The organism is Vibrio sp. Vb1127 (assembly GCF_033338735.1).
Lineage (GTDB): Bacteria > Pseudomonadota > Gammaproteobacteria > Enterobacterales > Vibrionaceae > Vibrio > Vibrio alginolyticus.
Genome location: NZ_JAWOTF010000002.1, coordinates 279,477 through 295,155, shown reverse-complemented (window position 1 = coordinate 295,155; position 15,679 = coordinate 279,477). Strand labels below are relative to the sequence as shown.

The 15,679-nt window shown below is 44.1% G+C and carries 3 protein-coding genes; all 3 read right to left on the bottom strand.

The annotated features are described in order from the left end of the window. Positions 1 to 12: 12 nt before the first annotated feature. From R7H07_RS05215 to R7H07_RS05205, 3 genes are read right to left on the bottom strand one after another with little or no spacing between them, the layout of a single operon-like run. Positions 13 to 1,326, bottom strand: a complete 1,314-nt coding sequence (locus R7H07_RS05215) for an HlyD family type I secretion periplasmic adaptor subunit (RefSeq protein WP_047102180.1) — start codon at positions 1,324 to 1,326, stop codon at positions 13 to 15. Beyond that, entirely contained in the window at positions 1,323 to 3,494 is a 2,172-nt protein-coding gene (locus R7H07_RS05210) for a type I secretion system permease/ATPase (RefSeq protein ID WP_065274489.1), read from the bottom strand. Before R7H07_RS05210 ends, R7H07_RS05215 begins: the two co-directional genes overlap by 4 nt. Continuing rightward, the gene (locus R7H07_RS05205) at positions 3,491 to 15,631 is read right to left on the bottom strand and encodes an Ig-like domain-containing protein (RefSeq protein WP_318128760.1); all 12,141 of its coding nucleotides are present in this window, start codon (positions 15,629 to 15,631) and stop codon (positions 3,491 to 3,493) included. Before R7H07_RS05205 ends, R7H07_RS05210 begins: the two co-directional genes overlap by 4 nt. Between the last annotated feature and the right edge of the window lie 48 nt (positions 15,632 to 15,679).

Here is a 15,679-nt window from a genome sequence, read left to right as displayed (position 1 = left end):
ATATCCTTATGTCTATCTTTCTCTGAGCGAATTCTCTTTCGCACGTAATATAGGTTTTAACCAATAATTCAGTACTGTTTTTTCTCCTGTAAGAATGTCTACCACAACCTGCATTCCCGGGATGATCGTAAACTTATCATCAACCTTGAAAGTAACGTTGGCACGGTAGTAGGCATTGCCCTCTTCATTTTGAAGTGCATCGGCGCTTACGTAGGTCACTTCTCCTTCTAGGCCTCCGTAAATGACAAAGTCATAGGCAGACAACTTTACCGTTGCCGGCAGGCCAGGCCTTATGAAGGCGATATTCTGAGGAGAAATTCTCGCTTCAACGATTAACGTGCTATTACGAGGGACTATTTCTAAAATAGGCTCACCCGGCTTAACCACACCTCCGATGGTTCTGACAAAAACATCTTTGATGGTTCCATCGACCGGAGAAAGTAACTGCGTTCGATTCAACTGATCCGCAATCGCCTGACGACTTTCATTGAGCTGCGCTAGTTGCGTCACAACTTCATTGAGCTGCCCTTGTGCCTCTGCCCTAAAAGCAAGCGCAGTACCACGATAATCTGCGATGGATTCAGAATACACAGCCCTTTGTTTTTGGGCAGCAGCTTGTGAACTCGCGATGTCTCCTTTGAGCTTTATAACGTCTCTATTCAGTTTTAATAATTCCACTTCAGCTACCGCGCCACTAGAAACCACCTCTCTCAGCATATCTCGCTCTTTCGAGACAATAACCAGACTGCTTTTTAGTGTTTGAATGGTATTCAAGGTATCTAGATAAGCTTGCGATTGTTGCTCAATTCGCAATTTAGCCTCCTCCAGCTCAGACTCCAGTTGGCTCAACCGCTCAAGATAGTTTGCTTTGGCATTCAGATAGGCAGAGTGGCCGGTCATCGAAATATCAAATGTCTGAGGCTCGATACTCACTTGTTGTTTCCAATCCAGTTGGAGGCTATTCACTTTTACCGTTTCTAATTCAATTTGAAGCCTCTGCTTTCTGGCGAGCAAAGATTCAACTTGTTCAGAGGTCTCCGAATAGGTCGACTTAAACCTTGTATCATCCAGAATAGCGATGGTTTGCCCCTTAGTGACGCTTTCACCAGGCATGACAAGTAACTCCTTTAGAATGCCTCCCTCTAAGCTCTGAATCGTCTGAACAGACAAAGTAGGAACAACCTTTCCTTCGCCGACAACCACTTCGTCTAACCTCGCCCACGAGGCCCAAATAATCACACTTAGCACTAACGCGGCAGACAACCAAATCAACGTTCTCGAACGGTTTGCTAAATGAGCATTACTCCAACGAACTGTGCTCATCATTGACCTCCTTCGCGTACAATTGATACTGCGCGTACTCTGTTCGTTTTCGCGTTAGACTGTTGTTTAGCAAAAATTTCTTGGGGCGCTCCTTCCCTCAAAATTGTGCCTTTATCAAACACAACAATTCGATCACAAAGCGATAATAAGGAATGTTTATGAGAGCTAATAATCATCGTCGTCGAGTGCGGCAACGATTTAAGAGCATTAAACAACGCATTCTCAGCTGGCTGGTCTAAGGAACTGGTTGGCTCGTCTAAAATTAATGCTGCAGGGTTTCGATAAAACGCTCTTGAAATCGCTACAGCTTGCCTTTGCCCCCCCGACAAATAACGCCCTCCTTCTCCGACTTGCGTTTCTAGACCATGAGGAAGGCGGCTCATGTACTGGTTCAAACCCGATAATTCTATCGCACGGCGTAATCGTTCTTGATCAATAACATGATGTCCTAATACTATGTTTTCCATAATGCTGCCGTATATAAGATGCGAATCTTGGCCAACCCAACCCGTTTTCTCTCTTATCAATTCGGCGGGCCAAAGCTGACTGTCAATGTCATCAAAATAAACGCTACCCTGTAAGGTACTGAGTTGATTGGTAATAATAGAAAGGAGTGTAGACTTTCCTGCTCCTGCACTACCAATAACGCCAACGCGTTCGCCTTGCTTGATAGTAAGATTAATATCTCTCAAACATGGCATATCAACATCTGGGTATTGGAAGCTCACGTTTTCTAAACGTATATTCCCTGCAAATTCGGCAGACGTAATGACCTGACTGCGTTGCACCTCCTGAGGTAAAGACATGATAGAATTTAAGCCTTCAACCGCTGTTTTTGTCTGTTGATAGCGAAGTAACAGCATAGCTAACTGGTTAATCGCCCCTGCAGCACGACCGCTAAGCATGACAATAGCAATGAGCCCCCCCATGCTTAGCAATCCCTCAGAAATTCTGTACACGCCTGTTACAAGTAACATTACGGTAATTATCTGCTGGCTAGATTGAATGGAGTAAGCAACGATATTCGAATAGTTTCGCGATTGATTTTGCCAATCAGAAAGCATGGATACCGTTTGCTCCCAACGCTTTTGTGCTTCTCCCGTAGCGTTATTTTGCTTAATCTCTTTTAAAGAGGACAATGAATCAAACAAGTGAGCTTGTCGCTTCATGGATAGTGCAGCACTTTCCGTATGTGATTGTTCTATTTTTGCTTTTACCGCAAAGCCAAGGATCAGCAGGATAAACATGACGGCAATAGGTATGAACATCATTGCCCCACCTAGCCAACCGATTAAGACTAAAAATAACAACGTAAATGGGAGATCAACTAAGGTCACAAGAGATGCAGAAGTAAAAAAATCGCGAACACTATCAAAATCTTGTAGTTGTCGAGCGAATGCACCGACTGATGCAGGACGGTGTTCAAGTTTCATCCCCATAACTTTAGAAAAAAGTATCGAAGAAAGCTTGTTATCGATGTACTTACCCGCGGTATCAGTGACAACTCCCCTTGCTTTACGCAATAGCCAATCAAAAATAATGATGACGGAGACACCAGCGACCAAAACCCATAATGTACTGAAAGCTTGATTAGGCACTACACGATCGTAAACGTTCATAGTGAAAAGCGGAATAACTAGCGCTAGCGTATTGATAAGGAAAGAGGCAATCAAAAGATCTCGATACCACGGAGACATTTCTTTCACTACGGCGAAAAGCCAATGTTCATTATAATCCGCTTGAATAGAACTTATCCGTTTGTCCAGCTCTGGACGCATAGAAACTTGCCATGCTTGAGGCTGGAATTGATTATGCAGTTCCTTGCTCGTGACGTATTGCGTTTCACCTTGATCTTCACTAAATAACGTGACTTGATAATCGCTGTTATGTCGCTCAGATATAATAGCGGGTTGTAACGTCTTCCTATTGATTACCACCAATGGAAAGCTCAACATTGCGGTGGATTTTAAATCGATTAATGTGAGTTCAAGATCGGCTCGCTCAGCGGCTCTGATGAATAAGTCACTATCCAATCTACCCTCAACAAGAGGTAATCCAGAAAGCACCTTTTTTGTATGGTGTCTAACCTCAAAATAACGCATCAACCAAGTTAACGATTGCCCCCAAGGATCGTTAGTCAGCTCACTTGATGAGGATGAGTGATGCTTCATGACATACCACCTACTAGCAAGTTGTTGTCATCAATCATCTTCTGTAAGACATTTTCTTCGGCTACGCCAGTCGAGTCACCTTTGTAAAGCTGATCGAGAGTGACGCCCTGCATAAGAATCTGTTGTTTTGTCCCCGTCTCTTCTGGTTTTATGTGAAGCGTTACGCCATCATCATTCTCTGTTAAATCGAGCTTATTATCGACTTCTGTTATCGAGGTAGCGGTGATTATCGAGGCGATGTCAATTGTGTCATTATCATCACCAATAACGGATATTTGGAAATCGTTGATCACATCGTACGAGGGCTTTAACTCGTTACCGAGCCCTGAACTGTCAAACTGGAATACATCGCTGCCACTTCCTCCAATAAGCAAATCATTAGCATCTGTCGCAAGTAATGTTTGTCCCCCTTCTTCCACTAAGGTAACATTGACTACCTGAGCAGAACCTTCTGCGACAGTGGCGCCCAGTGTTGCAATCGGTTTTATCGACAACGTAAAATCACTTGCACCGCTAAACCCGCCAACGATGGAAAGATCAGCGACATCCTCTTGATCAACAGCATAAATGCCGTTCAATCTTTCACCATGACTCAACTCTAGATCTGTTGGTAATCCGCGAATCTCCACACTTCCAAACTCTTCGGGTGCAGGGTTGACTAAATTCATGCTCAACCCTAAAGGAATACTCCCAGACGCTTCAGACACAATAGACTGATAATCGGCCGTTAGTGTTGGCTCATCAGCTTCAGGGGTAACAACAATGGTTAGATCGGTGGTTTGCACATCTCCAAAATCGGTTTCGAGTGTCTCTGACACTATCGCTTGATCAAACGTTCTAACATTGAGAGCAACATCCATCGTTCCAAATGCATCCTTCGGAACGAACTCCAAACCTGACACTTCATTTGCTCGCACTAATACCGTCGCCACGGCATTGCCCGCGTCATCGAAGGTAAAGGATGAGAATTGAGTTCCAATACGAATCCTACCTAAGCCTTCCAATGCAGAGGGTTCAGAGCTTGCTTTGATCAACATCGACACTTCTATATATTCGTTGCTATTTGTTTCAAAACCGCTCGCTAAAAAGTCAATCGAAATGGAATCACCTTCATCTCCAGTGAACGTGTTAGAGGTTGTATTCAACGATACATCATCGCCAATCGGTTTTACGCCGACGTTGAACTGAGAAGTGGTATAGTTATAGTCGTTTGATCCAGACTCTTGGGTAATAGCTTGCAGTGTTAATGAAATATCCCCACTAAAATCTAGTGGCGGTAGAAAGTAAACCTTATCAAGTTGTGCTTGAGTTAGCTGCCACTCCTTGCTCTCACCATCCGTTGAACCGTTATCAGGGAGTAATTCGAACGTCCCATTATTGTCCCAAACCAACACGGCTCCGACTGGCACTCCTGTCATGACCAAAGACATCGACTCAGAACCATCTTGATCGATTAATGATGCAGATAAGTTTCCTAAATAAATATAATTATCTTCATTACCAACTACGTCTTCTGTTTCCAGAACCGCTTTATCAACCACTGGGGCAATGGTAACGGTAACTTCTGTTGATTTAGTTTGAGTATCTTTCGCACTGTCAGTACTTAAACAACTTCCCGTGACTTCATCAGTAATGTTTGCGTCAACGGAAATAACAAGCTCTCCACTGTAGTTTTCAGGTGGGATTAACTGAATTTCGTTTAGACGCGTAACATCTGTCACTACCCATGTTCCATCACCGTTGTCAATGAGTAGGCTCGGGTCCACGGCAGTAAACCGCGCATTCTCGTCAGACACCGATAAAGAAACCCAATTGACACTTTCAAGGCCAGTCGCTGCGTCACCTTCTCCAGTAATGGACTGCATTGGCCCTTCACTATCGCCCAATACAAGAGCAAGATTCAGGTTGGTTATAGTATCTTCTTGAACCGTAACTTGGCTTGGTGCTATCGCGATATCATCGACAACAGGAGAGATTTGTACCGTAATGGTCTGAGCGGTTGTTTTCGAGTCACCATCGCATGGGGCCGTTTCTGTCACTTCTAAATTGAAAGTAATGCAACCAGCAAAGTCCTCATCCACGCCAGTAAGCGTCAAGGAAGACAATCCAGCGCTAGAAATTGAATAACCCAACAGATTGCCCGCATTATCATAAGCAGGTATCACACCTTCGCCAGTAAGCTCGACTCCTTCAGGTAAAGAATCTGCGGCGACAAAGAAGGAAACTAAGTTACCATCACTACTCGCCACATCAGGGTTTAAAAACGCCCCAATTGAGACATCTTCACCTTCTTTACCTACAATATCCCCACTTTGAACGCTTCCCGGTTCACCAGGATCAGCACACTGGTCTCCATCTCCTTCATGGCCAGTAATTTGAATTTGGAACTGACCTGTGATGTATTGAGCATCCGTTCCATCTCGAACATACGCTAACACATTCACATCAAGTATCTCTGTGTTAGATGGGCTATAAATCGATGCGCCAGCAAGCAAATCTTGAGCGGTTTCCAACATGCTATCACTTGTGATTCCTTCCATTGGAATCAGCCAGTTCCCATCGGCATCTTGAGAAGCACCATTCGGATGAGTAACAATGAGGTCTTGACCCTGCGGTATCTGTAAAACGATGTAATCGAGATACTCTGAACCATCAATATCCGCTTCTGTAAATGTAATGCCTCCACTCACGTCAACAGCAGACCCATCCGTACTTGTGAATACTTCAGTCGCGCCTTCTAAACGTGTTTTGTCAATATCTTCATTACCAATATCCACTTTTCCAGAAACCAAGACGCTCAAAGAGCCATTGATTGCCTTTACATCAGTCTCCATCGTAGGAGACGTGTCTGTCACTTCGTACTGAACTTCCAGGCTAAACGTCCCACTTAGGTCTTCATTAGCTTTTACAGTGATTCGTCCACTGTTTAACAACTCAGATAATGTTGCCGAGCTACCATCGAGTAGTTCATTGAGTTCTAACGGTAAATTACTTTCCTCTACTGCATTACCATCAAAGTAAAGTGTTAAGCCATCTGGAATGGATACAATGGTGTATCCTGTCAAGGACTCACTAGAATCTATATCTTGATTAACGACAGGCTCAAGATTTAGTGTGATGAAATTGTCCTCAATACCATTGCTTTGTAATTCTTGACCGTCAGTTTGATCAACAATAGGTGAGATTTCCATTTCCACTTTAAGAGGGGTTTCAGCAGAATCACCATCCGGCTCAGTTGAAACGACGATAACATCCATGCTCAGTGTTCCACTAAAATCTTGCTCTGTTTTGAGGTAAGTGTTTTCAAGAACAGCATTCGAGACCTGATAAACTGGCCCAGTTATTGGGTCCACGTAAGCAATTGGAAGAACAATAGGGTCACCATTTACATCTGTCAGTTGTGTTCCCAAAGGGATGTTCTGAAGCAAAATATTAATTTCTTCTGATAGATCGTCGTCTGATGTCTGGATGATAAAATCCAGTTGTATCAGGTTATCTTCGTCTAACGTAGAGAGATTACTAATTACTTTAGTCGCTTGATCATATTGCCAATTCCCCTGTCCACCATCTAGGACCATTGGTTCATCGACCACGCCTTTTAGCTTAATGTCAATGGTTGCAGATTGGCTCTCGGCGGTTTCATTAAGAGGTGCTAAGCCATCAATAGTCGACTCTGTTGAAATGGCGGTTACTTGAAGGGATAGAGATTCAGTAAATGAGCTGATATCCGATTTTGGTTGAAGTAACGCCTCTGAATTGGCTAGAGCATTGGAGGTCACTAGGTAGGTATTAATACCGATAAGCGTAATCCCAGCTCCGACAGGCAATGTCCAACCATCTTGAACTTCTATGCGATAAGACAGAGACTCCGAGCCATCTGTGTCAGTGAGCCGCCCTAGGATGTACTCTTTTAAGTCAATCGCTTGGTCTTCAAGCCCCTGAATGTTTTTAACGGTCAGCGTAGGCACATCGGCATCTGGAGATATATCGATAACAACTTGCTCAGTGATCTCCGCTGTTTTATCTTGCTCATCGGCAAACACACTACCCGACTCAGTCGTTACTGCCGTCACATCAAAAGTAAATCTTCCGGCTAAGTTTTCGTTAGATGTGATTTCAATTTGATCTAACTCGGATTGGCTATACGCTTTCCCTTCCTCAATAGCACTTCCGTTAAGTGTTAATATAAGTCCATCTGGAATATTCGAAATTTGGTAGTGGAGCGTTTCAGAACCGTCTTGGTCAAACTTTTCAGCAACAATATTGAGTGAAAGTGATTCAGCGGAATCTTCAACACTTTGATAAGAAAAGTCCGAATCATTAGACCACTCTGGCAAATCTGCAACCGGTAAAACGTTAACATTTAACGTGTTATTGCCTTGTAATACAAAACCATCTGGTTCGACATCAGATACGATTAATGCAGACACTGCTAACGAAACTTTGATAGTGTTGCCCGACAGGTTTAGTGCTGGTTGATAAGTGAGATCACCATTTGGAACAGTGAATATACCCACCCCCATTAGCTCTGTACCAGAAAGACTAATAAATCCGTCATTATCATCATCTTCAAGGCGCGCTCCGTCTAAAAACAGAGCCCCTCCTTGTAGAGATTCAATAGAGATCCTTATCGCTTCAACACGCTCATTATTCTCCGTATCCCCAGGAGAAACTCTAATCGGTAACGCGACTGGCGTAGGGTCTCCACTATTATTCGCGCCATTATCTTCTAACGTATCTACATTAACGGTTCGAATAAAGCCCCTGGCATCATCAAGAATTAATTGAGCTTCACTGCTTGCTTGGTCACCGTCTGCATCCGTCACAGTTATCGTTAGATCATCAAGCAAACCACCTACAGGCGTATTAACAATAAGCTCGGTAGTTAGCGTAAATGTCCCATCTTGAGCAATAGTCAGCGTTCCATATTTTAAGTTACCATCACTACTATTGATTAAATCGATGGTCCAAGCATCATCGCTAAATACCGAACTCGCCGTATCGTATGTTTCACCTGCATAGGTCAAACTTGAAATCAACGTGCCATCTGAACTGATTAAGTCGGCATTATTGCTAAACCAGTTTCCCGAAAACTCATCCCCCTCGGTAAGTTCAATTTCTATTGGTGAGCTTGTGTCTTCGGGGATATCATCCACTACACTTACGGTATATGTCTCAGCTTCAGACTGGTCGCCATCCTTATCAACGGCATAAATTGAAAAACTGAGTTCTAATGTGTTCTCGTCCGCTGGAACACCGTCAGGTTCATCGTGTTCAAGTGCACGGTATAGATCAAACTCGACAGTCCCATCGGTATTAAATCTAATTCTAAAGACGTCTTGCTCGCTTTCATCTCTTGCATATAACCAACCATTCGAGTCCGGTGAATCAAGCGAAACCAGGCTACCACTACTTGTTTTATAGCCGAGCGCATTGAACATATCGATATTCACGCTCACACTGGCGATAGAGTCTGAACCTTGTAATAGCGTAATGGATGGTGACGAGCCCTCGATGCCAGAATCAAGCGAATCATCATTCAACCCGCTTTCATTGACTGTGATTCCCTCTGTAATTACTAGTTCCGGAAACAAGCCATCATAGACCAGTATGTTGGACTCCGTAGAGATCTCGCTTCCATCAGAATCTCTCGCCACGATGGGCATAGAGATCGACAATTGCGTCCCATCACCTAAAACATGGTCAAGCGAGTGATAAAGCTCTACAGTTACATTAACGGTAGACGTATCATTTGATGGCAAAGAGAAGTCACTAGGTAACGTGACCCTAAATACAACGTCTCCAGTGTCTGAAATTGCGTCAAAGCTTCCATCATTGTTATCGTACCAAGTGACAGCCTCTCCGTTATAAGTAACAGCATCACCAAGCGTAGTTTTGACAGTATCTCCATCATTTATGTCAACACCCAGATACACAATCGGATCGAATGATGACGTAACTATCACATCCGTATTCGCTATGGCTGAAACCCCATCAGGAGCAATGTTTGTATCGACAGGTGTTTCGGTTAACTCGACATTGCCGCTATTGATTAGCGCTTGTCCATTGTCGTTATCTATCACATTAATGTCTAAAACGACCGACGTGTTATCTTGGTCTGAGTCCATTGCAGTAACAACGAGAGGTACGTTTGGATCAGTATTTTCTTGTTGGTCGAGAGCCTGAAAAAGCTCAAAGGAGTAGGTAATGTCGCTATTTGCATCAATAGGTAATGAAGCATTGAGGGTAGCTTGAAAGATGGGAATCTGAGTTTGCCCATCTTCGTCAAGAATATAACCATCAAGTGTTTTGCCATCCGCAGAGACTTGATAAAGCACAACTTGTTCACCACTCGTCAACAAGGGTTGTTCAGAGACGATGAACGACAAAGATTCGAGGTAATCACTGCCAACCTCAACTTGAAAATTCCCTGAGCTCAACACACTTCCATTTGCGAGATCAGATTCTTTTACTTCTACCCCATTCAAATTATTTAAAGTTGGGTCTGCGCCATCCTTTAGAACATAGTCAATTTCATTCTCTACAAGCGGTGTGGCATCTAAATCTACGCCACCAATGGTCAACGGGAAAGTGACCGTATCACTGCTATTGAATTGATCGATAGGGTGCTCAAGAGTAAGCGAAATTGAAGCTAATACATCGTTACCCGACTCAACGCCACTCAATGTTAACGTAAATACAGTGACACCATTCGCAAATGCTGTAATTTGCTTTCCGCTGGAACTTAACGTGTAGCTAAGCTCATTATCAGAGACTGAGCTTGTAAGCCCTAATGCTTCTAACTTAGTAATAGATGACCCACCGAAATACAAACTACTCGGATCAGGGTTGTCAGATCCCGCGACAATATTGACAGTTCCTTCAAAGTTCAATATCGGGCCATCCAAAGGGACTTCTGTTACGTCTATAGTCGCATTGCCTACGTAACCTGCTTGTCCATCAGTAATGTCAATGGTCGCGTTAGCCAAGCCATAGTCTTGGGAGTCATCTGCAGCTAAATAGCTGAAAGAAACACTTTGCTCGACCGAATGATCTAGGTTTCGACCTGCATCAAACAGCCAAGAGCCATCAGAAAATACGGTTAATTCGCCTTTTTCTAAATTAAAACTTACGGATCCCCCCTCTAGAATTGACTTCTGCTCCCCGCCAGCCTCTACAAATTTCACATAAAGTGTTCCATCAAGATCAATATCATTTTCAAGAACATTGCCCGTAATTGTTTGATCTTCTACGACTGAGTATGTGTCATCTCTAATCACCGGATCAGAGTCATAAATAGTAATCGTTAACGGTGCCACAACCGTCTCTTGTGTACCGTCAGCATCACTTTGAATGCTTTCAACCAATACGTTAGTCACCAGCTCATCTTGACCTACACCATGATCAATCGCTTCATAAAAAGTAATTTGAACCGTACCATCATCATTGACTTCTGCTGAGAAAACTAATCGGTCGTCAGTCGATGTTCCTTGTAAGCTCAACCCATCTTCTGCAACAACAACGTTAATAGATTGACCGACCGATGTAAGCGCACTCAAACTTGGTTGCTCTGCATGCAGTGCTGGCACACCATTTTCTATGTTGATGGCTGCCGAGCTGCTTTGCTCACCAAAAAATCCAACGATGTTTTCAGAAAATACCGTTGAACCGGGTAGCACTATTGTCGGCATGGTATCGACCGCATGGTTGCCGGCGGCATCCAACACTTCAGCTTCAATGGTCCACGTGCTGTTTAGATTGAGAGTGTTTACGTCAATTCCGGTTACTGTCCACGAACCTGATGCATCAACAAGGCCAGTAAAATTCAGCGTGCTGTCTCCGTCACTTACCCGAATCGTCACCGCCAGACCTTGCTCTACACCACTGGTTGTCCCTCTCATTTCCGTGACTATACCCTCACGGAAATCATCAATGGCAAGACCACCGCTAATATAAAAATCCGTATCGATATCAATGGTGGGAGCAGTGGCATCTATGGTCGTAGCCTCATCCATTGCTTTCGCTTGGTTGCCCGCCACATCATTCACGGAGGCAGATACGGTTAACGCCCCATCGGCTAACGTGGATAAGTTCGCCCCTTCGACTTGCCACATACCATCAACGACAACGGCATTGAACGAGAGCATCACCCCTGAGCTGTCTTGAACCGTGACAGAAACCGTCTGACCATTTTCAACATCACTGACTTGCCCTGACAAAGTGACAGATTGGCGCTCTTCAATGTTTAAATAGCCGTCTCCGCCATCGTCAACGTCCACCGTCACACTTGCGAGCGTATCTTTGATGATGGTGTTTTCACTGGTTGCAGGGTTGCCCGCTATATCTATACTCTCAGCAACAACGGTCAGCGTACCTTCAGACAATCCAGAAAGGTCAACGTCGTCCAGAGACCAACTTCCACCAGTCACCACCGTTTCTAAGTTTATGATCGCTCCTAACGAGTCGGTTACCGTAACTTGGATACGCTGGCCATCTTCAATGTTTTCAATCGTTCCTTCGAGGCGAGTAGTCGCGATTTCGTACTGATTTAAATACTCATCCCCTCCACCATCAAAATTGACGTTCACCGTTGCAAGCGTATCTTTAATGGTCGTATCGACGGCGTTCAGGTTATTGCCATAAATGTCAGAAACCACAGAAGTCACCGTAAGCGGCCCTTCAGCAAGATAAGACAGATCAACGCCTGATAGGGTATACGCCTCATTCTCTACGGTCGTTGTAACAGTAATGGAATTATTGAGGCTGTCGGTAATGGTGATAGTAACAAGCCACTCATCGCTTATCTTGAGTGCGTCACCTTGAATCGTGACACTAGGAACTTCAAACTGGTTTTCGTATCCATCGCCGCCATCAAGAATATCCACCGTTAAAGAGGCATCATCGTTCAAACCTTCAATTGCCTCTAAGGTAATATCCAATGTTACGGAGGTGGTGTCACCGTCTGAATCTGTTGCATTAACTAACAATGGTATATCCAGGATTTGATCTTTTGACAGATCGAAAGAGCGATATAATTCAAAGGAATACTCTATTTCACTACTCGACTCTAAAGGTAATGTGGATAATAGTTTCGATTGAAAAATATTTACTTCAACCCCACCTTCTAAGATATAGCCAGTAATTGTCGTACCGTCATCAGACAGCCGGTAAAGCAACTCACTTTCACTACTCACTAATGTGGGCTGGTTTAATTCGCTAAATCGAAGAGAGTCAACATAATCACTCCCGATATCGAGTTGAAGGCTCCCAGTCTTAAAGATTGTCCCACTTTCTAGATTAATCTCCTCCATTGCAACAACAGTCAAGTTGCTCAACGTAGGATCAACACCATCTTTCAACACGAAATCAATTTCATTCTCTACAAGCGGTGTGGAGTCTAGATCTGTCCCTCCAATGGTCAGCGGGAAGGTTACCGTATCACTACTATTGAATTGATCGATAGGATGATCAAGAGTAAGCGAGATTGAAGCTAGTACATCGTTACCCGACTCAATGCCACTCAATGTTAACGTAAATACAGTCACACCATTGGCAAATGCTGTGATTTGCTTTCCACTGGAACTTAACGTGTAGCTAAGCTCATTATCAGAGACTGAGCTTGTAAGCCCTAATGCCTCTAACTTAGTAATGGATGCCCCACCAAAATACAAACTAGTCGGATCAGGGTTATCAGAGCCAGCAATCACATTAACACTGCCTTCGGTGGTTAATAATGCCTCTCCCAGAGGTACTTCTGCTGTGTTTATAGTAGCGCTGCCTACATAACCCGCTTGGCCATCTATAATGTCGATAGTTGCGGTTGCTACACCGTAATCTTTTGAATCATCGGCTGCGAGATAATCAAATACGATACTTTGCTCAACCGTGTGATCTAAGTTGCGACTGGCATTCAACTGCCAAGAGCCATCTGAAAATACGGTTAATTCACCCTTATCTAGACTAAAACTTACTGAGCCACCATCAGGGACAGACTGGATCTCTCCTCCGGCTCTGACATATCGAATGTACAAGTCACCATCAATATCAATGTCATTCTCCAGTACATTGCCAGAAATGACTTGGCCTTCGGTTACACTATATGACTCATTTGCGATCACTGGGTCGGCATCACTGATGACGATTTCTAGGGGGGCCACAACCGTCTCTTGTGTACCATCAGCATCACTTTGAATGCTTTCAACCAATACGTTAGTCACCAGCTCATCTTGACCTACACCATGATCAATCGCTTCATAAAAAGTAATTTGAACCGTACCATCATCATTGACTTCTGCTGAGAAAACTAATCGGTCGTCAGTCGATGTTCCTTGTAAGCTCAACCCATCTTCTGCAACAACAACGTTAATAGATTGACCGACCGATGTAAGCGCACTCAAACTTGGTTGCTCTGCATGCAGTGCTGGCACACCATTTTCTATGTTGATGGCTGCCGAGCTGCTTTGCTCACCAAAAAATCCAACGATGTTTTCAGAAAATACCGTTGAACCGGGTAGCACTATTGTCGGCATGGTATCGACCGCATGGTTGCCGGCGGCATCCAACACTTCAGCTTCAATGGTCCACGTGCTGTTTAGATTGAGAGTGTTTACGTCAATTCCGGTTACTGTCCACGAACCTGATGCATCAACAAGGCCAGTAAAATTCAGCGTGCTGTCTCCGTCACTTACCCGAATCGTCACCGCCAGACCTTGCTCTACACCACTGGTTGTCCCTCTCATTTCCGTGACTATACCCTCACGGAAATCATCAATGGCAAGACCACCGCTAATATAAAAATCCGTATCGATATCAATGGTGGGAGCAGTGGCATCTATGGTCGTAGCCTCATCCATTGCTTTCGCTTGGTTGCCCGCCACATCATTCACGGAGGCAGATACGGTTAACGCCCCATCGGCTAACGTGGATAAGTTCGCCCCTTCGACTTGCCACATACCATCAACGACAACGGCATTGAACGAGAGCATCACCCCTGAGCTGTCTTGAACCGTGACAGAAACCGTCTGACCATTTTCAACATCACTGACTTGCCCTGACAAAGTGACAGATTGGCGCTCTTCAATGTTTAAATAGCCGTCTCCGCCATCGTCAACGTCCACCGTCACACTTGCGAGCGTATCTTTGATGATGGTGTTTTCACTGGTTGCAGGGTTGCCCGCTATATCTATACTCTCAGCAACAACGGTCAGCGTACCTTCAGACAATCCAGAAAGGTCAACGTCGTCCAGAGACCAACTTCCACCAGTCACCACCGTTTCTAAGTTTATGATCGCTCCTAACGAGTCGGTTACCGTAACTTGGATACGCTGGCCATCTTCAATGTTTTCAATCGTTCCTTCGAGGCGAGTAGTCGCGATTTCGTACTGATTTAAATACTCATCCCCTCCACCATCAAAATTGACGTTCACCGTTGCAAGCGTATCTTTAATGGTCGTATCGACGGCGTTCAGGTTATTGCCATAAATGTCAGAAACCACAGAAGTCACCGTAAGCGGCCCTTCAGCAAGATAAGACAGATCAACGCCTGATAGGGTATACGCCTCATTCTCTACGGTCGTTGTAACAGTAATGGAATTATTGAGGCTGTCGGTAATGGTGATAGTAACAAGCCACTCATCGCTTATCTTGAGTGCGTCACCTTGAATCGTGACACTAGGAACTTCAAACTGGTTTTCGTATCCATCGCCGCCATCAAGAATATCCACCGTTAATATAGCATCGGGATTCAACCGCTCAGGAGCCTGAGTCTCAGAAGTTGGGTTCTCTCTTTCTTGCACTGCTGGCCTAGTAACATAGCCATTAGAAACGAGTTGCTCAGGTAAAACAGCGCGAATATAGGCAACAAAACTTAACCCACCAGAAGACTCACTAAAATCTCGAACGCTCTGATTAAAAGTGGATTCAATACCGTTTTGAGATGCAATTAAAAGATCATTCGAACTCGATTCATCCTCACTTGTTGTATCTTCATTAAATGTAATATCGAGAATGTCAGTATTAAGAACAACCACCTCTACTTCTGGAACTAATTGTTCGTTGGGCAACATTTGGATCCAAGAACCGTCACTTAAAACCGCCCAAAGAACATTACCGATTTGAATGTAGAGTATTGGCTGCATAATTCGCCCCATATGAAACAACGAACTTTAAGTATGGTCGACGAATAT